This window comes from Microbacterium sp. NPDC057659 (assembly GCF_042799915.1).
GTDB lineage: Bacteria > Actinomycetota > Actinomycetes > Actinomycetales > Microbacteriaceae > Microbacterium.
Map to the genome: position 1 here is coordinate 584,886 of NZ_JBHVHU010000001.1, position 22,058 is coordinate 606,943.

The 22,058-nt window shown below is 69.6% G+C and carries 22 protein-coding genes and 1 pseudogene; 10 read left to right on the forward strand and 13 right to left on the reverse strand.

Annotated elements, in window-relative coordinates; all coding sequences use genetic code 11:
* Positions 1–132: 132 nt before the first annotated feature.
* The 3 genes and pseudogenes from ACFVAE_RS02870 to ACFVAE_RS02880 all read left to right on the forward strand — a co-directional run.
* Entirely contained in the window at positions 133–1,335 is a 1,203-nt protein-coding gene (locus tag ACFVAE_RS02870; protein WP_378887680.1) for a hypothetical protein, read from the forward strand.
* Between the two features lie 73 nt (positions 1,336–1,408).
* Entirely contained in the window at positions 1,409–2,098 is a 690-nt protein-coding gene (locus ACFVAE_RS02875; protein ID WP_378887682.1) for a response regulator transcription factor, read from the forward strand.
* A 251-nt stretch (positions 2,099–2,349) separates the two neighbouring features.
* Positions 2,350–3,387 (forward strand): annotated as a pseudogene (locus ACFVAE_RS02880) (sensor histidine kinase); the annotation flags it as partial.
* Here the strand turns inward: ACFVAE_RS02880 and ACFVAE_RS02885 are convergent.
* Genes ACFVAE_RS02885 through ACFVAE_RS02895 form a run of 3 tightly spaced genes read right to left on the reverse strand, consistent with a single transcriptional unit; the run spans position 3,327 to position 6,206 of the window.
* Positions 3,327–3,914 (reverse strand): GtrA family protein, encoded by a 588-nt coding sequence (locus ACFVAE_RS02885; RefSeq protein ID WP_378887684.1) that lies wholly within the window; start codon positions 3,912–3,914, stop codon positions 3,327–3,329. The pseudogene ACFVAE_RS02880 and the gene ACFVAE_RS02885 sit on opposite strands and share 61 nt — an antisense overlap.
* The gene (locus ACFVAE_RS02890) at positions 3,907–4,665 is read right to left on the reverse strand and encodes a polyprenol monophosphomannose synthase (RefSeq protein WP_378887686.1); all 759 of its coding nucleotides are present in this window, start codon (positions 4,663–4,665) and stop codon (positions 3,907–3,909) included. Before ACFVAE_RS02890 ends, ACFVAE_RS02885 begins: the two co-directional genes overlap by 8 nt.
* Complete coding sequence (locus ACFVAE_RS02895; RefSeq protein ID WP_378887688.1) at positions 4,662–6,206, reverse strand: glycosyltransferase family 39 protein; 1,545 nt, start codon at positions 6,204–6,206, stop codon at positions 4,662–4,664. The genes ACFVAE_RS02890 and ACFVAE_RS02895 overlap by 4 nt, the downstream gene beginning before the upstream one ends.
* Positions 6,207–6,289: 83 nt before the next feature.
* Between ACFVAE_RS02895 and ACFVAE_RS02900 the strand changes: the two genes are divergently transcribed.
* Genes ACFVAE_RS02900 through ACFVAE_RS02910 form a run of 3 tightly spaced genes read left to right on the forward strand, consistent with a single transcriptional unit; the run spans position 6,290 to position 7,421 of the window.
* Positions 6,290–6,634, forward strand: a complete 345-nt coding sequence (locus ACFVAE_RS02900) for a metallopeptidase family protein (protein WP_378887690.1) — start codon at positions 6,290–6,292, stop codon at positions 6,632–6,634.
* Positions 6,631–6,927, forward strand: coding sequence for an ATP-dependent Clp protease adapter ClpS (clpS, locus tag ACFVAE_RS02905; protein WP_378887692.1), 297 nt, complete (start codon positions 6,631–6,633; stop codon positions 6,925–6,927). Before ACFVAE_RS02900 ends, clpS begins: the two co-directional genes overlap by 4 nt.
* Positions 6,924–7,421 (forward strand): DUF2017 family protein, encoded by a 498-nt coding sequence (locus ACFVAE_RS02910; protein WP_378887694.1) that lies wholly within the window; start codon positions 6,924–6,926, stop codon positions 7,419–7,421. Before clpS ends, ACFVAE_RS02910 begins: the two co-directional genes overlap by 4 nt.
* Positions 7,422–7,431: 10 nt before the next feature.
* Here ACFVAE_RS02910 and ACFVAE_RS02915 read toward each other — a convergent pair whose 3' ends face one another.
* From ACFVAE_RS02915 to dinB, 3 genes are read right to left on the reverse strand one after another with little or no spacing between them, the layout of a single operon-like run.
* Complete coding sequence (locus tag ACFVAE_RS02915) at positions 7,432–8,013, reverse strand: hypothetical protein (RefSeq protein ID WP_378887696.1); 582 nt, start codon at positions 8,011–8,013, stop codon at positions 7,432–7,434.
* Complete coding sequence (locus tag ACFVAE_RS02920; protein ID WP_378887698.1) at positions 7,997–8,314, reverse strand: hypothetical protein; 318 nt, start codon at positions 8,312–8,314, stop codon at positions 7,997–7,999. The genes ACFVAE_RS02915 and ACFVAE_RS02920 overlap by 17 nt, the downstream gene beginning before the upstream one ends.
* A 38-nt stretch (positions 8,315–8,352) precedes the next feature.
* Positions 8,353–9,606, reverse strand: a complete 1,254-nt coding sequence (gene dinB, locus ACFVAE_RS02925; protein WP_378887700.1) for a DNA polymerase IV — start codon at positions 9,604–9,606, stop codon at positions 8,353–8,355.
* A gap of 126 nt (positions 9,607–9,732) precedes the next feature.
* Between dinB and ACFVAE_RS02930 the strand changes: the two genes are divergently transcribed.
* Entirely contained in the window at positions 9,733–10,107 is a 375-nt protein-coding gene (locus tag ACFVAE_RS02930) for an SPW repeat protein (RefSeq protein WP_378887702.1), read from the forward strand.
* Entirely contained in the window at positions 10,082–10,777 is a 696-nt protein-coding gene (locus ACFVAE_RS02935; protein WP_378887704.1) for a TetR/AcrR family transcriptional regulator, read from the forward strand. Before ACFVAE_RS02930 ends, ACFVAE_RS02935 begins: the two co-directional genes overlap by 26 nt.
* A gap of 55 nt (positions 10,778–10,832) precedes the next feature.
* Here ACFVAE_RS02935 and gatB read toward each other — a convergent pair whose 3' ends face one another.
* From gatB to gatC, 3 genes are read right to left on the reverse strand one after another with little or no spacing between them, the layout of a single operon-like run.
* Positions 10,833–12,344: an Asp-tRNA(Asn)/Glu-tRNA(Gln) amidotransferase subunit GatB gene (gene gatB / locus ACFVAE_RS02940; RefSeq protein ID WP_378887706.1), complete on the reverse strand. Its 1,512-nt coding sequence runs from the start codon at positions 12,342–12,344 to the stop codon at positions 10,833–10,835.
* Positions 12,344–13,858, reverse strand: coding sequence for an Asp-tRNA(Asn)/Glu-tRNA(Gln) amidotransferase subunit GatA (gene gatA, locus ACFVAE_RS02945; RefSeq protein WP_378887708.1), 1,515 nt, complete (start codon positions 13,856–13,858; stop codon positions 12,344–12,346). The genes gatB and gatA overlap by 1 nt, the downstream gene beginning before the upstream one ends.
* The gene (gene gatC / locus ACFVAE_RS02950) at positions 13,855–14,154 is read right to left on the reverse strand and encodes an Asp-tRNA(Asn)/Glu-tRNA(Gln) amidotransferase subunit GatC (protein ID WP_378887710.1); all 300 of its coding nucleotides are present in this window, start codon (positions 14,152–14,154) and stop codon (positions 13,855–13,857) included. Before gatC ends, gatA begins: the two co-directional genes overlap by 4 nt.
* A 78-nt stretch (positions 14,155–14,232) precedes the next feature.
* Between gatC and ACFVAE_RS02955 the strand changes: the two genes are divergently transcribed.
* Entirely contained in the window at positions 14,233–15,933 is a 1,701-nt protein-coding gene (locus ACFVAE_RS02955; protein ID WP_378887712.1) for a long-chain-fatty-acid--CoA ligase, read from the forward strand.
* A gap of 68 nt (positions 15,934–16,001) precedes the next feature.
* Positions 16,002–17,825, forward strand: coding sequence for a DEAD/DEAH box helicase (locus tag ACFVAE_RS02960; protein ID WP_378887714.1), 1,824 nt, complete (start codon positions 16,002–16,004; stop codon positions 17,823–17,825).
* Positions 17,826–17,899: 74 nt separating this feature from the next.
* Here the strand turns inward: ACFVAE_RS02960 and ACFVAE_RS02965 are convergent, their stop codons facing one another.
* From ACFVAE_RS02965 to ligA, 4 genes are all read right to left on the reverse strand, one after another.
* Positions 17,900–18,313, reverse strand: coding sequence for a YybH family protein (locus ACFVAE_RS02965; RefSeq protein WP_378887716.1), 414 nt, complete (start codon positions 18,311–18,313; stop codon positions 17,900–17,902).
* Between the two features lie 74 nt (positions 18,314–18,387).
* Complete coding sequence (locus ACFVAE_RS02970; protein WP_378887718.1) at positions 18,388–19,137, reverse strand: ABC transporter permease; 750 nt, start codon at positions 19,135–19,137, stop codon at positions 18,388–18,390.
* A gap of 10 nt (positions 19,138–19,147) precedes the next feature.
* Entirely contained in the window at positions 19,148–19,675 is a 528-nt protein-coding gene (locus ACFVAE_RS02975) for an AAA family ATPase (RefSeq protein ID WP_378887720.1), read from the reverse strand.
* A complete protein-coding gene (gene ligA / locus ACFVAE_RS02980; protein WP_378887722.1) occupies positions 19,668–21,986 on the reverse strand; it encodes an NAD-dependent DNA ligase LigA in 2,319 nt (772 codons plus the stop codon). The genes ACFVAE_RS02975 and ligA overlap by 8 nt, the downstream gene beginning before the upstream one ends.
* Between the last annotated feature and the right edge of the window lie 72 nt (positions 21,987–22,058).

Consider the following 22,058-nt stretch of genomic DNA (forward strand, 5'->3'; position numbering starts at 1 on the left):
TATGCATCCCGCTCCTTTCGCATCTCCCGCAGTCATCGCGCCAGCGACACGCCGGATGTGCTGTGTTCGCCTGCATCCAGGCCGATAGGTTCGGTCTCGTGCGCCCGACAACAGCGTCGGGATGCGATTCACATGGGAGAACACAACATGTTCAAGAAGTCGACCTCCTGCGGCCTCGCCGCTGGTCTCGCCGTCGCTCTCGGTCTCAGCTTCGCGCCGGCCGCGATGGCGGACACCGCCAGCGCTGGCACCGGCACCGTCCAGATCGCCTCGGCGTCTCAGTTCGACGCTCTGAAGGCAGAGCTGCCCGCGGACTGGTCCGCGCGCGTCGCCGACGCGCGTGCGCGCTTCGGCCTCGACGACACCGCGTGGGCAGACCGGGCCGAGAGTGTGATCAACCCCGGCGACTACCAGTGCGCAGCCACTCCCATCGACGGATGGCTCACGGGCGAGCTCGCCGGTGTCGACCGGGCGGTCCTGAAGCAGATCGACCAGCTCGCCGGATTCGACCTCGCGACCTATGACGCGCTGATCTTCGGCTCGCAGGACAAGCGGAACGTCTTCGGTCTGGACGGCACCTACACGAACGAGCTCAACCGCACGATGGCCGGCCTGAAGAAGTTCTGGGACTTCGACGGCTCCGACATCCAGCTGATCCCGATGAAGGGCGACACCTACCGCTCGGTCGATCGCATGGTGCGGGTCTACACCGCTCTGTACGGCCTCGACGCCGCAACCGCTCGCGAGATCGCCGAGTACGTCCAGGAACTGATCTACAGCCAGCCCGGCCTGCGACAGGGCGACAACCCCTACTTCACGTTCAACGCGTTCGCATTCGACCCGGCCCCCGAGGACGTCGCGGAGTTCCCCGGCCTGACCAAGCGCATCGTCATGGGTGACGGCGTGCTCGCCGGTCTGCGCGGCGTGGGGCTGCAGGACAAGGCGGCGCCGCTCGGCGTCCTCGCGCACGAGTACGGCCACCAGGTGCAGTACGCCAACAACCTGTTCGAGTCGCCGCTGACCGGACCCGAGGCGACTCGTCGCACCGAGCTGATGGCCGACGCGTACGGCACCTATTACCTGGTGCACGCCCGCGGCGGGGCGCTGAACGCCGCTCGCACGCTCGACGTCGAGGCGTCGTTCTACAACGTCGGCGACTGCGCCTTCACCAACGACGGCCACCACGGCACCCCGAACCAGCGCCTGAAGAGCTCCACCTTCGGCGCCACGGTGGTCGCCGAGGCCGCCAACCAGGGCCACAAGCTCGGCGCCCTTGCCTTCGACGCCAAGTTCGAGGCCGTGCTCCCCGAGATCGTCGCTCCCGACGCTCACTGAGTCGCACCGGAGGCGGGTCGGACGCGCTGAGCGTCCGGCCCGCCTCCGCGTACGGCTCACGTAGAATCCCGCTGTGACCACCAGGGTGCTCGTCGTCGACGACGAACCACAGCTCGCGGACCTCATCGCCCGGCAGCTGTCGCGCGAAGGCTACGAGACGGCGTCGGCCATCGACGGCATCGCGGCCCTGACACTGGCCTCGGACCACGACTTCGACCTCGCGGTCGTCGATGTGAACCTCCCCGGGATGAACGGGTTCGAGCTCTGCCGGCGACTCCGTCAGCAGACCACGGGCCTGGGCATCCTCATGCTGACCGCCCGCGACGCGATCGACGATCGGGTGCGCGGTCTCGATGCCGGCGCCGATGACTACCTCATCAAGCCCTTCGACTTCGCCGAGCTGTACGCCAGGCTGCGCGCGCTCCGACGTCGCGAGAGCCTCGCGACCACCCGGCTGCAGTTCGGCGACCTCACCCTCAGCACCGACCGCGGCATCCTCACGGTCGCCGGACGCGACCACCCGCTCAGCCGACGCGAAGCCGACCTGCTCCGCGTCCTCGCTGAGCACCCTGGCAGCACCGTCTCGCGCCCGGATCTGCTGGCGGAGGTGTGGGGGTCGCCGCACTTCCAGTCCAACGTCGTGGACCAGTACGTGCGCTACGTGCGCAGGAAGCTCACTGCAGCCGGTTCCGCGATGCAGATCGAGACCGAGCGCGGCGTCGGCTTCCGGCTGACGGACCCCCGCCAGGTCGAGGCTCCGTGATGCTCTCGCGGCTGTCGGTGCGGGCGCGCATCACCATCGGCTCGACGCTGGTCGCCGTGCTGCTGCTCATCACCGCATCGATCGCGGTGTACGCGCAGATCACGGTGATCGTGGAGGCACGCGAAAAGGCCGTGCTGCACGCCATCACCGAGGTGTACCGCGGCGTGATCAAGGAGGACCCTCAGGAGCACTTCGAGAAGCCCGGGATCAAGCAGCATGTCGCAGTGGTGGACCCCTCCGGCACCATCCGCATGAACACGCTGCCGAAGAGCCTCCAGCATCGCCTGGACGAGATCATCGCGGACGGCTCCGGGCTGCACAGCATCCGCACGTCCAAGGAGACGTACTACGTCTACGTCGATCCGGTGAAGACCGCGGATGGCACCTGGTACGTGATCGCGACCCGCGACACGGACATCGGCGAGGACGTGCTCGGCGGCGTGGAGAAGCTGCTCCTGACCATCCTCGCCGTCGGCGCGCTGGTCTTCGCCCTCGGCTCCTGGTTCGTGTCCGGCGCCGCGCTGCGTCCCGTCGAGGAGCTCCGCCGCAGTGCGGCGTCCCTGGCGGTGCGCCGGCATGACGACCTGCTCCCGGTGGGTGACGCGAAGGATGAGCTCAACGCTCTCGCGCGGACGATGAACGATCTGCTCGAGCGCATGCGCTCCGCGAGCGAGCGCGAACGGCAGATGGTGTCGGACGCCAGCCATGAGCTGCGCAACCCGCTCGCCGTGCTGCAGTCGCAGCTCGCCCTCGTCGACGGCACGGATCCCGCCGCGGATGCCGCTGTGCTGGACGACGCCCGTGACACGCTGACACGACTCGTGCGCATCGCCGACTCCCTCCTGCAGCTGTCACGGATCGAGGCGGCGGATGCCGGCGGCACCGCCACCGTCGGCGAGCTGGCGACCGAGCTCACCGAGCGCGTCGACGGCATCCGCCTGCGCGCTGCGGAGGACGCGCGCGAGCGTGAGATCGACCTGGACTTCCGCATCGAGACCTCTGATGCGTCCGCGGTCGCACGCATCGCCGCATCCGACTTCGGGCGGGTGATCGACAACCTCGTGGACAACGCGCTCGGCGCAGCCGGCGATCACGACGTCCACGTGCTGCTGACCCTCACGCAGACGACGGATGTCCTGACGCTGCAGGTCGAGGACGACGCCGGCGGAGTCGAGCCCACGATCGCCGACCGCGCCTTCGAGCGCTTCGTGCGCGACCCGTCATCGTCCTACTCGGGCGGCGGGCTGGGGCTCGCGATCGTCGCGCGACTCGCGACGCTCGCCGGCGGCTCCGCCTCGCTCCAGGATCGTCCGGGGCTCGGGGCGACCGCGACGGTGCTGCTCCCCACGGCTTCATCCGGGGACGTGTCGGCGAACACCCACCAGCGATAGGCCGCGAACCGCACGAGGGAGCCGAGGATCAGGCCGATCACGTTGGCGGAGACGTTGTCATCGACGGTCGTGGTCAGCTGCAGTACGTAGTGCGAGAACGCCAGACACACCAGCGAGACTCCGCTGCCGACGAGGCTCGCGATGAGGAACTCGACGCCCTCACGGACGGTGTCGGCACGGCGATGCTCCCGGAAGGTCCACATCCGGTTCCCGACCCAGTTCACGGCGATCGCCGCGACCGTCGAGACGGTCTTCGCAGCGACCGGCCAGGCCGGGATGCCTGCCACCGGATGCAACAGGAGCAGGTTGAACAGCGCGACGTCCACGACGAATCCCACGCCGCCGACCACGCCGAACTTCAGCACCTGCACGGCCAGGCGCGTCAGCCGGGGTGCCGCACCGCGGGACAGCACTCCTTCAGACATGAGAGGGCTCCCTGACCGGAGCCGCCGGGATCCGGTCCCGGCCGAACCTGCGGGCCATCCCCCACCGGGTCACCTGCAGCAGGGCTTCCACGACGATCCGGCCCGACATCTTCGACTCGCCGTGCAGCCGGTCGTCGAACATGATCGGCACCTCGACCACGCGGCATCCGCTGCGCACGGCGCGATCGAGCATCTCGATCTGGAAGCAGTATCCGCGGCTGGTCACCTGTTCCGGGTGGATCGCGCGCAGTGCCTCGGCCCGGAACACACGGTAGCCGCCGGTGAGGTCCTTCTGATGCAGACCGAGCATCGCTCCGGCGTACACGCTGCCCGCGCGGGAGAGCAGGTAGCGGTGCAGAGACCAGCGCTGCACGTCGCCGCCGGCCACCCACCGGGAGCCGATCACCAGGTCGTGGCCGTCGAGTCCGGCGAGCAGCGCCGGCAGATCCTCCGGGCGGTGCGAGCCGTCGGCATCCGACTGCACGATCACCTCGAAGCCGAGCCGCACCGCCTCAGCGAAGCCTGCGATGTAGGCCGGACCGAGCCCCTGCTTCTCGCGGCGGTGCAGCACATGGATCTCCGGAATCCGCGCCGCCAGCAGATCGGCCAGGTCACCGGTGCCGTCGGGGGACGCGTCGTCGACGATGAGGACGTGCGCCTCGGATACCGCCTCGCGCAGGCGGGCGACCACCTCGGGGAGCGATTCGATCTCGTTGTACGTGGGCAGGACCACGATGGTGCTCTCGCTCATGACTGCTTTCCCTTCTGGAACTCGTAGACGACGGTGCGATGGATGTGCGTGCGCGCTGTCCGGGTGAAGCCCGCGGCCTGCAGGGCCGCGAGGTCGGCCTTCGACGACCCTGTGCTGCCGGACTCGAGCAGCCAGACCGTGTCGCTGCTCAGCCCGCGTGCCACGTCGGAGACGGTCGCGAGCCTGTCCCACAGACCGTTCGTGCGGTCATAGGCGGTGATCAGCTGCGGGTCGCGGAGTCCCGCGAAGTCGCCCGGGTACAGCCGGTATGCGAGACGCGGGGCGCGCGAGTTGCGAGAGGTGATGCCGAAGAGCACCGTGTCGCCGGGACGGGCGTGCTCCCCGACCTCCGCGGCGGCGGCGCGGAAGTCGGCACCGCCGTCCTTGGCGAACGGCGTGCGCTGCCGCACGAACTCGGGGACGACGGTCACCGCGGCGACGGCCGTGAGCACGATGACCGCGGCCGCCATGGCGTTCCTCGCCCCGATCCGGCGGGCGGCGTCCAGGACGGCCCAGACCCCCGCCGAGATCAGCAGCGCGACGGCTGCCAGGCTGAACGACAGGTACCTCGGGTTGTAGACCGGCGAGACGAGCAGGTCGAACAGGATCAGCGCGAAGGCGGGCAGCAGCAGCCAGGTCAGGACGGGCAGGAAGCCCTCGGCCCGTGTGTCGCCGCGCCTGGACGCACGAGCCAGCACCAGGGCGCCGAGGATGAGCAGCGGCCACATCACCAGCGCCACGGGCAGATGCCCGAACCAGGGCGTGACCACCACACCGGCCGGCGTGACGTAGCTGCGATGCGCGAGGAATGCGATCTGTCCCTTCTGGAACTGCGACACCACCACGATCGGAACAGAGAGTGGGGCCGCGATCGCGAGGCTTGTCAGCCAGCGCCGCACGACGCGGGCACTCGTCCGCTCCCGCCGGGTGCGCAGCGCGACGAAGTGCACCACAGGCATCATCAGCAGGTAGAGGAAGAACGTCCCCGACACGGCCACGGCGATTCCGTAGCCGATCCAGGCACGCCTCCGGGCGTCCCGGTCGACGAGCTGCACGAACAGGATCGTGAGCCACACGGCCGCCGCGGCGGCGATGGAGTAGCCGCGGGCCTCGATCGCGAGCAGACTCGCCCGCGGGATCACCGCGATCAGCAGACCCGCGAGGATCGCGGTGCGCTGATCGAACCAGCGCCGGCCGAGAACGACCACACCGGCCGCGAGGAACCCGATGCCGATCGTGCTGAGCGCCCTGGTCGACCACTCGCCGGTGCCGAACACGCCCACCCACAGGTGCAGCAGCGCGTAGTACATGCCGTGCACGGCATCCACGGTGGACAGCTCGGACGCGAGGCTCGACCACGGCCGCTGCGCCGACATGACGCTCGCCGCCTCGTCGCCCCAGTACGACGGGATACCGGCGCCGATGTAGGTCATCAGCGCGACACCGAGTCCGATCCACGGGGCGACGACACGCGGTCGCGCACGGGTCGCCCCCGCCGCTCGCTCCGCGGCGGTCGCCGCCGGATGCTCCAGAATCGCCATGCATCGACCATCCCGCTCGCGCTTCTCCGTGAGCAGGGAAACGGGCGCCGCCACCGTGAGAGTCCTCTCATAAGCTTGTTCCGATGGAGATGGATGCCGGTGCCTTCGAGGAGCTCGTCGTGGACGAGCTCGACCTGCTGCCCGACGAGATGGTCGAGGGACTGGACAACATCGTGTTCGTCGTCGAGGACGCGCCCGAGAACGGCGAGGATCTGTTCGGCCTGTACGACGGGCTGGCGCTCACGGAGCGAGGACAGTACGGGCTCGGAGAACTGCCGGATCGCATCATCGTGTACCGCCACGCGCATCTGGAGGCCTGTGAGACCGAGCAGGAGCTGCGCGACGAGGTGCACACCACGCTGGTGCACGAGATCGCGCACTTCTACGGCATCGACGACGAGCAGCTGCATGAGATGGGGTGGGCATGAGCACTCCGATCGCACTGCCCGACCTCGACCTGGATCAGGACCTCGTCGCCGCTCCCCTGGAGCCGTGGGAGCTCGTGGTGTGGGACGATCCGGTCAACCTGATGAGCTACGTCGTACGCGTGTTCCGGCGCTACTTCGGCTACTCCGACGAGCGCGCGACCGCGCTGATGCTCGCCGTGCACCACGAGGGACAGGCCGTCGTCGCGACGGGCCCGCGCGAGACCATGGAGGTGCACGCGCAGGCGATGCACGACTTCGGACTGTGGGCGACGGTACGGAAGGCGTCCCGATGAGCGAGCACACCGTCGTCCTGCCGCTGGCCGTGATCGAGGGACAGCACCTGATCGAGCTGCTCGACCAGTTCCTGCTGCTGGTCGATGCGCCGGAGCGGGATGCGGATGCCGCGCTGCAGAGGCTCACGCCGTCCGCCTACCCCGACGATGAGAAGGCCGCCGCGGACTACGCCGGCCTCACCCGCGGCGACCTGCTCGACCGCCGCGGCGCTGAGGCTGCGCTCGTGCGTGCCGATCTCGCGGCGTTCGAGAGCGAGCGAGGCCTGAGCCCCCGCGACGCGATGCGTCCCCGAGACGCGATCATCCCCGGTGACCACCTGGACGCGTGGCTTCGCACGCTGACCGCGCTGCGCCTGGTGCTCGCGTCCCGGATCGGCGTCGAGGACACCGATGTCCACGACCGGGACGATCCGCGCTACGGCGTGTACGACTGGCTGGGTTACCGGCTCGAGGGTCTCATCCAGGCGGCCGACGAACGGGATGCCCGGTTCTGAGGGCCCGTCCTCAGGGCACGGTCACGACGATCGACGCCAGTGAGGCAGGATCATGCGTGCGGATGTGCGCCTCCTCCTGCGCCGCCCAGCGGTCCCAGTACGGACGGAAACCGTCACCGTCACGTTCGAGTGCACGGTGCTTCCTGCCCTCCGCAGGGCCGTCGGACCAGACCCGCACGTCGGCGACCGCCGCGGCATCCCGCGTCAGCGCTCCGCACCCCTCGACGACGAGCCCGAGCGCCGGATCGACGGTGTGGCCCTCGGCTGTGGCGCCGCGCTCCCAGTCCCACCGCTGCCAGGTGCCGGTCTCGCCGCGCGCGTGCGGATACAGCACATTCTCGAACGCGATCCTTCCGCCCTCTGCGAGACCGTCCCACCCCGGGTAGAACGAATCAAGGGCGACCAGCTGCGCGGGGACCGCCAGCGGCCAGCTCTCGGCCACCCGGCGCGCCAGGGTGGATTTGCCCGCACCGCTGCGTCCGTCGATCACGACGACGGGGTTCGGCGAGCTCACGGCGCGCACGGCCGCGGTGATGCGGACGACGGCCTCGTCGAGGCGCTCCCCGAACGGGTCGCTACTTCTTGAGGGCACGGATGATGCGGGTGAGCGCGCGTCCTGCGATCCAGACGAAGGGGATGCCGACCGCCAGCAGCGTGATCAGGTTCGGCTCGAAGCGAAGCCCCTCCTCGCGGCGCACGTAGACGCCGAGCGGGATGGCGGTGCCACCGCCCGATCCACCCTCGATGCCTTCGCCGCTGCCACCGGCGAAGCCGGTCACTGCCAGAGCGACCGGCGTGATGCTCACACCGTCGACGTCGACGGGTTCTCCGTAGGCGCTCTTGACCCCGAATGAGGCGGCCTGCTTACCGAGTTCCACTGCGATGTTGGGCATGCCACCACGCTACTGGAAGCGCGGCCCGGTGTCGCGGGTCATTCCCGGCCGAAGGAACGCGGATTCGCTCCGTCGCGCATGTCGCCTCGGCCGACGTGGCGGGCGCGCGTGATCGTGCTGCTTCCGAACCGTGCGCGGGCGTCGTCCAGCGCATTCTCCAGCCGGCGTCGCTCGGCGTCGTCATCCCAGAGCGCGATTCCGGCGGATCCGGCACTCTGCAGCTTCTCGGCGCGCACACCGAGAAGCCGGATCGGATCACGGCGTTCGAGGGCGTCGAACAGTGCCACGGCGGTCTCGCCGATGCGCTGACCGACGTCCGTCGGCTCGGACAGCGACTGCGCACGGGTGATCGTGGTGAAATCCGCGAAGCGCACCTTGATCGCCACTGTGCGGGCCTCCCAGGACGCGGCGCGCAGGCGCACACCGACCCGGTCGGCGAGTCGCAGCAGTTCCGCACGCAGCACGTCGGCGTCGATGACGTCGACGTCGAAGGTCTCTTCGTGGCCGATGCTCTTCTCTACGCGCTCGGTCTCGACCTCACGGGCATCCTCTCCCCTGGCCAGCTGCCGCAGGCGGCCGCCGGCCGCGGGGCCCAGCGCGCGCTCCAGCATGCCGGGCGCGGCCTCGCGCACATCACGGATCGTGTGGATGCCGCGACGCTCCAGCGCCTCGGCGGCCTTCGGTCCGACGCCCCACATGGCTCCCGCAGGACGAGGGTCGAGGAACTCCTGGGTGCGCGCACCGGGAACGATGAGCAGGCCATCGGGCTTGGACAGCGTCGAGGCCATCTTCGCCACGTGCTTGGTCGCGGCGACCCCCACGCTGCAGTTGATGCCGACCTCATCTGCGACCCGACGCCGGATGAGGGTGGCGATCTCGCCTGGACTCCCCCACAGCCTGCGTACGCCGCGCACGTCGAGGAACGCCTCGTCGATCGACAGCGGCTCGACCAGGGGCGTGAACGACTCGAAGATCGCCATCACCTGCGCCGAGACCTCCTGATAGCGGCGGAAGTCCGGCATGACGATGCGCGCGGAGGGACAGAGCCGCAGCGCCTGCGACACCGGCATCGCCGAGCGGACCCCGAACCGGCGCGCCTCGTACGAAGCGCTGGAGACCACCGAGCGGCCGTCCGGCGCTCCGATGATCAGCGGCAGACCACGCAGCGACGGGTCGTCCAGCGTCGCGACGGACGCGTAGAACGCGTCCATGTCGACGTGCAGGATCCCGGTGCCGCTGTCGTCGGCCCCTGCGGGCGAGACGATGCGCCCCGATCCGTCACCCCGTCCCATGCATCCATTCTCGCGGAGCCCACGGACATCGACTTCCAAAATCTTGACCGATCGGTCAAACAGCGGCGTAGAGTGAGCCTCGACCCCCGATTCGGGAGCCATCTGACCTTGAGGAGGATGAGTTCAATGAAGAGGTGGACTCGCTGGCAGGACTGGGTGGCCGTGGCCGCCGGACTGTACGCGGCCCTGGCGAGCATCTGGACGACCCCGCGCACGGCGGCGTCGATGTCCATGATGATCGTGCTGGGCGTGCTGATGATCGCCGCAGGACTGTGGAGCATGGCGGCGCCGGGGATGGTGTCGATGGAATGGATCATCGCCGCCATCGGAGCGCTGCTGTTCATCTCCCCGTGGATCGGCGGCTTCGCCGGCGACGCGGGGCCGGCATGGACCTCGTGGATCTGCGGCTTCGTCGGTGCGGCGGCGGGCCTGTGGGCGCTCGTGCCCGCCGAGAAGGCGCACAAGGCGTCGCACGGTGGACATCGAGCAGCACACGCGTGACCTGCAGGGCGAACAGGACGGGGCGGCGGGCGACCACCGCCCCGCTCCCGTGGAAGGGGCGACCATGACCGACGACGGCGACCAGGCGACAGCGCGAACACGCATCCTCGATGCGGCGGAGTCGCTCTTCGCCCGTCACGGCTTCGACGGCTCCTCGACCGCACGGATCGCACGCGCCGCGGGAGTTCCGAAGGGGCTGCTGTTCTACTACTTCCCGACCAAGCAGGACGTGCTCGGGGCGCTTCTCGAGGAGCGGCTCGGTACGGACGCGCTCGATCCGGGGCCGCTCACGGTGCGGGGCGACCCCGTGCAGACGCTGCTGAACGTCGGCGACCATGTGATGCACGCTCGCGCGGCATCCGAGGTCCTGCGAGAGATCATCTGGCACGAGTCCCACACCCGACCCGAGGTCAGTGCAGCACTCTCCCGCTACCGGCATGCACTGCACGAACTGGTCGAGCGCGCGCTGCGCGCCAGCCTCCCCGGCAGAGCGGACGAGCATGCCCTGCGGGCGGCAGCGGATGCCTGGGCCGCAACCATCACGGCCCGGCCCCTGGAGGCGCGACCGGGCTCACGCCCGCATCTTCACGAGCCCGCGAGCCTGCGCGCGATCGCCCGGCTGCTCACGGCGGGCCTGCTGCTCACGCCGCCGCCCCCGGCGACGACATGACAGTGCCCGGAGCGTTCGACGCCCCGGGCACCATCGAGTCACTGCGCTCGCCGGGTCACTGAGCGGCGCGCTCCAGCACCAGCTCGCGCACGCGGGCAGCATCCGCCTGGCCCTTCATCGCCTTCATGACCGCACCGATGATCGCGCCGGCGGCCTGCACCTTGCCGTCCTTGATCTTCGCCATCACGTCGGGCTGCGCGGCCAGAGCGTCGTCGATCGCGGCGATCAGCGCGCCGTCGTCGGAGACGACGGCCAGGCCACGGGCATCCACGACCTCCTGCGGAGAACCCTCACCGGCGATGACGCCCTCGAGCACCTGACGCGCGAGCTTGTCGGTCAGCGTGCCGGCGTCGACCAGCTGCTGCAGCGCCGCGACGTTCTCGGGACTGACCAGCTCCGTGGCATCCTTCTCCTGCGCGTTCGCGAGGCGCGTGATCTCACCGGTCCACCACTTGCGGGCGGATGCCGGTGAGGCGCCTGCCGCGATGGTCGCCTCGACGACCTCGACCAGACCGCTGTTGCGCACGTCCTGGAACTCCAGGTCGGTGAAGCCCCACTCGGCCTTCAGCCGGCGCCGCCGCGCGACCGGCTGCTCGGGCAGAGCCGCACGCAGCTCCTCGACCAGCTCGCGGGGCGGGACGACGGGCAGCAGGTCCGGCTCCGGGAAGTAGCGGTAGTCGTCGGCGTCCGACTTCGGACGACCAGGCGAGGTGGTGCCGGTGTCCTCGTGCCAGTGCCGGGTCTCCTGCGTGATCGTGCCGCCGTCGGCGAGGATCGCCGCCTGACGCTGGATCTCGTACCGGACCGCGCGCTCCACCGAGCGCATCGAGTTGACGTTCTTCGTCTCGGTGCGCGTGCCGAGCTTCTCCTGGCCGCGCGGGCGCAGCGAGACGTTCGCGTCGCAGCGCAGGTTGCCTCGCTCGAGACGCGCCTCGGAGATGCCGAGGGCACGGACGATGTCGCGGATCGCCGAGATGTACGCCTTCGCATACTCGGGAGCACGGTGCTCCGCGCCGAAGATCGGCTTCGTGACGATCTCGACCAGCGGGACGCCGGCGCGGTTGTAGTCGACCAGCGAGTACTCGGCGCCCTGGATGCGGCCGGTGGAGCCCATGTGGGTGAGCTTGCCGGCGTCCTCCTCCATGTGTGCGCGCTCGACGGGGATCGTCACGAGCGTGCCGTCCTCGAGCTCGACCTCGACCGAGCCCTCGAAGGCGATCGGCTCGTCGTACTGCGAGATCTGATAGTTCTTGCCCAGGTCCGGGTAGAAGTAGTTCTTCCGCGCGAAACGGCTGGACTCGGCGATCGAGCAGCCCAGCGCCAGACCGAGGCTGATCGACGAGCGCACCGCGGTGGCGTTGACGACCGGCAGCGACCCGGGCAGCCCGAGGTCGACCGGGGCGATGAGCGTGTTCGGCTCTGCGCCGTGGAACTCCTCGTTGGCGGGGTTCGGGGCGTCCGAGAACATCTTCGTGCGCGTGTTCAGCTCGACGTGCACCTCGAAGCCGAGCACCGGCTCGAAGAGCTCGAGGGCCTTGTCGTAATCCATGAGCTTGACGGTGGCCATCAGCGGGCTCCTCCGAGAATCGGTGCCTTGTCGAGAAGGGGGGCGCCCCACGTATCCAGCAGCGCGGCCTCGAGGGCGGCGCCGACGCGGTAGAGCCGGGCATCCTCGTGAGCGGGCGCGAGGAACTGGATGCCGACCGGCAGGCCGTCCTCGGCGGCGAGACCGGAGGGGATCGAGATGCCGGGCACGCCGGCGAGGTTCGCCGGGATCGTCGTCAGGTCGTTGAGGTACATCTGCAGCGGGTCGTCGATCTTCTCGCCGAGCTTGAACGCCGTGGTCGGCGCCGACGGCGTCGCGATGACGTCGACCTGCGAGAACGCCTGGTCGAAGTCGCGCTGGATCAGCGTGCGCACCTTCTGCGCACTGCCGTAGTAGGCGTCGTAGTAGCCGGCCGAGAGAGCGTAGGTGCCCAGGATGATACGGCGCTTGACCTCGGGGCCGAAACCTGCCTCGCGGGTGGCCGACATGACGTCCTCGACGGTCGCTCCGCCCTCAGGGGTGACCCGCAGGCCGAACCGCACCGAGTCGAACTTCGCCAGGTTGCTGGATGCCTCTGCGGGGAGGATCAGGTAATAGGCGGCGACGCCGTACTCGAAGTGCGGGGCCGAGATCTCGACGATCTCCGCGCCCTGCGCCTCCATCAGCGCCAGCGACTCGCGGAACGACGCGGCGACACCGGACTGGAACCCGGAGTCGGGCAGTTCCTTGATGACGCCGACCCTCAGGCCCTTGAGCACCTCGCCGGTGGCGCCCTCACGGGCGGCGGCGGCGAACGACGGCCACTCCTGCGGCAGCGAGGTCGAATCCTTCGGGTCGTGGCCGCCGATAACGTCGTGCAGCAGACCCGCGTCGAGCACGGTGCGCGTGACAGGCCCGACCTGGTCGAGGCTGGAGGCCAGCGCGATCGAGCCGTAGCGGCTCACGCCGCCGTAGGTGGGCTTGGTGCCGACCGTGCCGGTCACGTGCGCCGGCTGGCGGATCGAGCCACCGGTGTCGGAGCCCAGCGCCAGCGGCGCCTCGAATGCCGCCACGGCTGCAGCGGAGCCGCCGCCGGAACCACCGGGGATCCGTTCCAGGTCCCAGGGGTTGTGAGTCGGTCCGAACGCGGAGTGCTCGGTGGAGGAGCCCATCGCGAACTCGTCCATGTTCGTCTTGCCGAGCGGGATGAGGCCTGCGGCGCGTGAGCGCGCCACGACCGTCGCGTCGAAGGGCGACATGTAGCCCTCGAGGATCCTCGACCCGCTGGTGGAGGGCATGTCGGTGGTGACCAGCACGTCCTTGACGGCCAGCGGCACGCCCGCGATCGGGCCGAGCTGCTCACCCGCGGCACGGCGGGCGTCGATCTCGGCGGCGGCCGAGAGGGCGTTCTCGTTGACGTGCAGGAAGGCGTGCACGTCGCCGTCGACGGCGGCGATGCGGTCGAGGTGGGCCTGCGTGGCCTCGACGCTCGAGATCTCGCCGGCGGAGAGCTTCTCGCCCAGCTCGGCTGCGGTAAGGCGGACGATGTCGCTCACTGCTCTTCTCCCAGAATGGCGGTCACACGGAAGCGGCCGTCTGCAGCATCCGGGGCGTTCTGCAGCGCCTGCTCGTGCGTCAGCGTCTGCCCGACCTCGTCGGGTCGGAAGACGTTGCTCATCGCGATCGGGTGGCTGGTCGCGATGACGTCAGGCGTCGCCACCTCGGACACCTTCGCGATGTTGTCGACGATGGCGTCGAGCTGACCGGTCAGCTGCGTCACCTCGTCGTCGGAGAGCTGGATGCGCGCGAGCACGCCGAGATGGCGCACGAGATCAGGGGTGATTTCAGACACGTCCTCAGTCTACGAGACTGCTCCTCGCTCGTTGAGCGGGCGGCAACGGGATCAGACTCATCGGAATAGGGTGGTCTGGTGACGACGTTCGTACCCCCTCGCCCGTGGACCGCCAGCTACGCAGACGGTGTTCCCGAGGACCTCTCCCCCGTCTCCGGCTCGCTGATCGACATCGTGGCGGCATCCGCTCGCGACTATCCGGATGCCCCGGCACTGCAGTTCTTCGGCCGCGAGACCAGCTACCGCCAGTTGCAGGAGCAGATCGATCGCGCGGCCGCCGGCCTGCGCGACCTCGGCGTCGGCGCGGGCGACCCGGTCGCCATCGTCCTGCCGAACTCGCCGCAGCACATCGTCGCGTTCTACGCGGTGCTCCGTCTGGGCGCTGTCGTCGTCGAGCACAACCCGCTGTACACGCCGCGCGAGCTGCGCAAGCAGTTCGAGGACCACGGCGCGAAGCACGCGATCGTGTGGAACAAGGTCGTGAAGTCGGTGCAGGAGTTCCCCGCCGACCTCGCCGTGCAGAACCTCATCTCGGTGGATGTCGTGAACGGCATGCCGTTCGGCATGCGCCTGGCGCTGAAGCTGCCGGTGCAGAAGGCCCGCGAGTCGCGCGAGGCACTGACCGAGAAGGTGCGCGGCACCATTCCGTGGGAGCACGTGCTGAGGGCCGAGCCGATCCCGGCTTCTCACCCGAAGCCGGAGACCGACGACCTGGCCATCATCCAGTACACCTCCGGAACCACCGGCACGCCCAAGGGTGCGGCGCTGACGCACCGGAACCTGCTGGCCAACGCCGCTCAGGCGCAGGCCTGGGTGCCGCAGATCCAGCGAGGAAAGGGATGCGTGGTCTACGCGGTGCTCCCGATGTTCCACGCCTACGGCCTGACACTGTGCCTCACCTTCGCGATGTCGATGGGCGCGCGCCTCGTGCTGTTCCCGAAGTTCGACCCTGACCTCGTGCTGGATGTCGCGAAGAAGCATCCCGCGACCTTCCTGCCGCTCGTGCCGCCGATCGCCGAGCGCCTGCTCAAGGCCGCGCAGGAGAAGGGCGTATCACTGGTCGGCACCGAGGTCGCGATCTCGGGCGCCATGGCGCTGCCGCACGAGCTCGTCGTCCCCTTCGAGAAGGCGAGCGGCGGCTACCTCGTGGAGGGCTACGGACTGAGCGAGTGCTCCCCCGTGCTGATGGCCAACCCCGTCGCCGACAACCGCGTGCCCGGCACCGTCGGCCTGCCGCTGCCGGGCACCGAGTGCCGTGTGGTCGACCCCGACGAGCCCACCCGCGACGTCGAGCCCGGTTCGGCCGGTGAGCTGGTCGTGCGCGGCCCGCAGGTGTTCCAGGGCTACTACGGCAAGCCCGAGGAGACCGAGGCGGTCTTCGTGGACGGCTGGTTCCGCACCGGTGACATCGTCACGATCGACGAGGGCGGGTTCGTCCGCATCGTCGACCGCATCAAGGAGCTCATCATCACCGGCGGCTTCAACGTCGCGCCGACGGAGGTCGAGGGCGTGCTGCGCCAGCATCCGGATGTGCTGGATGCCGCCGTCGTCGGGTTGCCCAGCAGCCACTCCGGCGAGGAAGTCGTCGCGGCGATCGTCGTCGACGGCGGCACGGACATCGATGTGGAGGCCGTGCGCGAGTTCGCCCGCAGCATCCTCACGCCGTACAAGGTGCCCCGCCGTCTGTTCGTCGTCGACGAGCTGCCGAAGTCGCTGATCGGCAAGGTGCTGCGACGCCAGGTCAAGGAGCGGCTGCTCGAACTGAACTCGGCCGGTTGACGGGGACAGGGGCGTCTGAGGGGGCGTTCTCCCAGCGCTGAGGGGCCTCCGCGCTGTACGGTTGGGAAGTGACTTCCCCTGAGACTGCCGAGGCCGAGACGCCCGCCACCCCCGGATTCGACGAGATCGGCATCACCGGGCCGGTGCTGAAGGCCATCCACGACCTCGGCTACGAGACGCCCTCGCCGATCCAGGCGGCGACGATCCCGCTGCTTCTCCAGGGCCGCGACGTGCTGGGCACCGCGCAGACCGGAACAGGGAAGACCGCGGCGTTCGCGCTGCCGGTGCTGGAGAACCTCGACCTCACGCAGAAGACGCCGCAGGTGCTCGTGCTGGCCCCGACCCGCGAGCTCGCCCTGCAGGTATGCGAGGCGTTCGAGTCCTACTCGGCGCGGATGAAGGACGTCCGAGTGCTCCCGGTCTACGGCGGCCAGGCCTACGGCGTGCAGCTGTCGGCGCTCCGCCGCGGCGTGCACATCGTGGTCGGCACCCCCGGCCGCATCATGGACCACCAGGCGAAGGGCACCCTCGACCTCTCCGAGCTGAAGTACCTCGTGCTCGATGAGGCCGACGAGATGCTGAAGATGGGCTTCGCCGAGGACGTCGAGCAGATCCTGGCTCAGACGCCGGAGGAGAAGCAGGTCGCGCTGTTCTCGGCGACGATGCCCGCCACCATCCGCCGTCTGGCGCAGCATTACCTGCGCGACCCGGAAGAGGTCGCGATCAAGGGCAAGACGACGACCAACCAGAACATCACCCAGCGCTATCTGGTCGTGTCCTACGCGCAGAAGGTCGACGCGCTCACCCGCATCCTCGAGGTGGAGAACTTCGACGGGATGATCGTCTTCGTCCGCACGAAGAACGAGACCGAGACGCTCGCAGAGAAGCTGCGCGCCCGCGGCTACTCGGCCGCCGCGATCAACGGTGACGTGCCGCAGGCCCAGCGCGAGCGGTCCGTGAATCAGCTGAAGGACGGCAAGCTCGACATCCTCGTGGCGACGGACGTGGCGGCCCGCGGTCTCGACGTCGAGCGCATCAGCCACGTCGTCAACTTCGACATCCCCACCGACACCGAGTCGTACGTGCACCGTATCGGCCGCACCGGCCGCGCGGGTCGCTCGGGCGACGCGATCAGCTTCATCACCCCGCGCGAGCGCTACCTGCTCAAGCACATCGAGAAGGCCACGCGTCAGCAGCCCACCCAGATGCAGCTGCCCACCCTCGAGGATGTCAACACCACGCGCCTCACGCGCTTCGACGACGCGATCACCGCCGCGCTCGAGGAGACCAGTCGCATCGAGGGCTTCCGCGACATCATCGCGCACTACGTGCGCAACCATGACGTGCCAGAGTCGGATGTCGCCGCTGCCCTCGCCGTCGTCGCCCAGGGCGACACTCCCCTGCTGCTGGATCCCGAGAACGACGCTCTCTCGCGCGCCGTCGAGCGCGACAACCGCCCGCCGCGCGAGCGCGGTGAGCGGGCCGACCGCGGGGATCGCACGCCGCGCGAGCGTCGTGGTCGCGGGGACTACGCCGCCTACCGCATCGAGGTCGGCCGTCTTCAGCGCGTCGAGCCGCGCCAGATCGTCGGAGCGCTGGCGAACGAGGGCGGTCTCGGCCGCGACGACTTCGGTGCGATCTCGATCAAGCCGGACTTCTCGATCGTCGAGCTCCCCGTGAATCTCGACCCGTCGGTCCTCGAGCGGCTGCGCGACACCCGGATCTCCGGCCAGTTGATCGAGATCAAGCCGGATCGCGGCGTTCCGAACCGCCGGACCTCGCGCGACGGCGGCTACAAGGGCAACCGCGACTCGCGCGGCGACCGCGGCGACCGCGGCTCGTACGGCGATCGAGACTCGCGCCCCGCACGCAAGCCACGCCACAAGGGCTGACCCGCACGCTGCACGCTGCCTTCGCTGTCGGCTGTCCGGTGATCGGGTCGGCTGCTGCGCAGTTGCGGCCGCGCTCACGGCCCTGACGCGGCTCGGGTCTCCTCGTCTCCGTGCCTGTGCACGACCTTCCAGCCGCCGTCCTCGCGGCGGTACACCTGTGTCACCCGCAGGATGTAGTCGCGGGAGACCCCGTCGACGACCGTCGACGTGATCTCACGGTGCACGGTGTACGCGAGGTCGCCGCTCACATCCGCGGCGACCAGCTCGACCTCGCTCGACACCGCTCCGGAGAACGATTCAGCCAGCCGCAGGAACGCCTCCCGCACCTCGCTGTATCCGGACGCGCTCATCCACGCGCCGAACAGCGTCACCGGCTCCCGCCGCGACCAGATCTCGAGGCGCGGACCGGCATCGCCGCGATGCAGCGCGCGCTCGGCCTCCCGCCAGGTCGTGCCGAACCAATCCAGGAATGCTCCACGCTCATCCATGGCGACATTCAACTCCGCGATGAGGCTGTTCGGTAGCGCCTGCGCAGGCCGAACGCTGCCCCCCTCGCGCGACGTCAGGCGCCGGCCGCGGGGCGCACAGTGACAGCTCCCTGCCAGGTGGCGACGAGCACCGCGGTCACGGCGCCGGCCGCCATGATCGCGGCGAGCACGATGATCTGGAATCGGCCCGCCTCCAGAGGGGACAGCCCGCCGAAGATCGCGCCGACGAAGGCGCCCGGAAGCACCACGAGACCCGTCGTCCTGGTCTGATCGATCGACGGGATGAGCGCCTCGCGCACCGCCCGTCGGGCCAGGTGGATCGTGGACTGTCGCGCGGTCGCGCCGAGCGCGAGCCACCCCTCGACCTCGTCCCAGTGATCAGCGACGGATGCTCCGAAGATGCGCCCGGTGAGGGTGGCGATGTTCATGGTGTTGCCGATGACGATCGCCCCGATGGCCAGGGCATAGCGGGGCGTCGGTTCGAGCGCTCCGGACCCGAAGACCGCGGTCGCGGCCACAGCGATCCCCGCCGTGATCGAACTGGACATCACCAGAGCTGAATGCGCGCTCCAGCCGATGCGACGGGTCGCCACCGACACGGCGACGGCGAGCATGACGAGCAGAGCGAGCGCGATCCAGAGCGGGCTCGTGATGATCCCGCCGAGGATCAGGCTGATGATCGCCAGCTGCACCACGCCGCGCGCGATCGCAGCGGCCGGTGCCCACGGGGCGCGGACCCTGAAGAGCAACAGCGCCGCGGTCGCAACGGCGACCAGGATTCCCACCCCGACAAGGGTCGGAATCAGGTTCTGCGGCGGCTCCACGCTCGTGAGCCTAGCCCCGGCCGTTGAGCTGCTGCCGGAGCACTGCAGCTAGCGCGGCCACATCGACGGGCGAGCGTGTGTCCACGTGCAGCACGGGGAAGCCGGTTATCGGCCGGGCGGTCTCCGCCGCAGCGTCCCACTCATCGACGCGCCCTTGATCGTCATGCACACCATGGCGCGGCCGGGTGAGGTACCGCTCGCGCATGACCTCACGCGGCGCCTCGCACCACACCTCGAGACCGATCGGAGAGCCGACCGACTCCCAGCCGCGGCGGAACCACTCCTCGTCGCGCCCGGCGAGCCAGACCGACTCGATCAGAACCGTCCCCTCCAGCATCCCGACGATCCGCCACAGCGCGTCGGCCGCCAGTGCGCCGACAGCACGCGTCGGCAGCGGCGCGTCGACGGCATCGCCGAGGGCTTCTTTGATGGCGTCCTTGGAGACGAGCGGCACGCCCAGCTCGGCGGCGAGCGGCCGCGCGAGAGTCGTCTTGCCCGCTCCGGCCATCCCATTCAGGACGATGAGCCGGTCAGGCATCCAGCGCGGCCGGCCCCTCGGTGACGAGCACGTGGAACTGCGCGGCATCCAGAACCCGGATGCCGAGATCCTCGGCCTTCGCCAGCTTCGAGCCCGCGCCAGGACCTGCTGCGACGAAGTCGGTCTTCTTCGACACCGAGGACGCCGCCTTGCCGCCGGCCTTGATGATCGCCTCCTGCGCGCCCTCGCGGGTGTAGCCGTCGAGAGATCCGGTCGCGACCACCGTCAGTCCGTCGAGCACGCCGCCCTCGGCGACGGCCGCCCCGGGGCCGGGGTGGCCCGGCGTCGACCACTGCACGCCGGCATCCGCCCACTGCCGCACGATGTCCTGATGCCAGTCGACCTCGAACCAGCTGAGCAGCGAGTCGGCGATGATGCCTCCGACGCCCTCGACGGCGGCCAGTTCGTCGCGGCTGGCGGCCCGGATCGCGTCGAGCGAGCCGAACCACTGCGCGAGAGCTCGTGCCGCGACAGGACCCACGTGGCGGATGTTCAGCGACACCAGCAGTCGCCACAGCTCCTTGGTCTTGGCCTTCTCGAGCTCGGCGATCAGCTTGATCGCCTGCGAGGACGGTTGGGGCCCCTCGATGCCGGCCTTCTTCTCGTCGGCGGTGGGATTGCGGCTGAACGGCGACCGGGTCTTCACGATGCCGTCGTCGTCCTCCTTGGGCAGTCCCGTCTCCGAGTCGCGCACGACCACGGAGATCGGCACGAGGTCTTCGAGCACCAGCGAGAACAGCCCGGCCTCGGTGTCGAGCGGCGGCGCCGCAGGGTGACTGGGCTGCGTGAGCGCTGCTGCCGTCACCTCGCCGAGCGCCTCGACATCGAGCGCACCGCGCGACCCGATGTGCTCCACCCGCCCGCGGACCTGCGCCGGGCAGGAACGGGTGTTCGGGCAACGCAGATCGATGTCGCCCTCCTTGGCCGGGGCGAGGATCGACCCGCATTCGGGGCACCTCTCCGGCATGACGAACTCGCGCTCGGTGCCATCGCGCTTCTCGACCACCGGCCCCAGGACCTCGGGGATCACGTCGCCGGCCTTGCGGAGCACGACGGTGTCGCCGATCAGCACGCCTTTGGCCTTCACGACGTCCTTGTTGTGCAGGGTTGCCTGCCGCACGACCGATCCCGCCACGTGCGCGGGCGCCATCACCGCGAACGGTGTGGCGCGGCCGGTGCGTCCGACCGAGACGACGATGTCGAGCAGCGTGGTCTGCACCTCCTCCGGCGGGTACTTGTAGGCGATCGCCCAGCGCGGAGCGCGACTGGTCTGGCCGAGTTCTGCGTGCAGCTCGAGCTCGTCGACCTTGACGACGATGCCGTCCAGCTCGTGCTCGATGTCGTGCCGGTGCTCACCGAAGTAGGCGACGAAGCCGGCGACCTCGTCGATGCTGTGGCACACCTTCGTGTGCGGGCTCGTCGGCAGACCCCACTCGGCGAGCAGGTCATAGACCTCGCTCTGCGCGGCGACCGGCGGGTTCTCCCACGCGCCGATGCCGTGCACGTACAGGGACAGCGACTCGGTGCGCAGGAGCCCCGCCTCGAGCTCGAGACCGTCCTTCTTGTCGAGCTGCTGGCGCAGGCCACCGCTCGCGGCGTTGCGCGGGTTCGCGAAGGACGGGAAGCGCCGGGCGGCCGCGGCACGCGCCTTCTCCTCGTCGAACGGCTTCTTCGCTCCGGAGCGCGCCTCCCAGCGGGCGAGCGCGTCCGCGTACGCGCGGTCGCGGAAAGACGCCTGGGCCGCGTTGAGGCGCTCGAATGCGGCGACAGGGATGAACACCTCTCCGCGCACCTCGACGATCGAAGGATGCCCTGTGCCACTCAGCCGCGGCGGGATGTCGGCGAGACGTAGAGCGTTCTCGGTGACGATCTCGCCCACGCGCCCGTCGCCGCGGGTGGCGGCAGAGGTGAGCACGCCGTTCTCATAGCGCAGGTTGATGGCGAGGCCGTCGATCTTCAGCTCGGTGAGCCAGGCCACATCGCGGCCGGCGGCGGCCTTGGTCTTGATCTCCCAGTCGCGCAGCTCGTCCAGCGAGAAGACGTTGTCGAGACTCAGCATCCGCTCGGCGTGCTCGATAGTGGCGAGCCCGGCCGCCTCTGCCGCGCCGACCATCTGCGTCGGCGAGTCCTGCCCCTGCAGTTCGGGATGAAGGCGCTCGAGCTCTTCGAGCCGCCGCATCCATCCGTCGTAGGTGGCGTCGTCGACGATCGAGGTGTCGCGACCGTAATACGCGTCCTTCGCATCGAGGATGCGGGTGGTCAGCTCTTCGGCCTCATTGCGGGCGTCTTCCAGCGAGATGTTCTCCGGCACGGATCGAGTCTACGAGCGCCCGCCGACATCCGCCGGGCGCGTCGCGGGACCGGTCTCGGTCGTCGTGGGCGG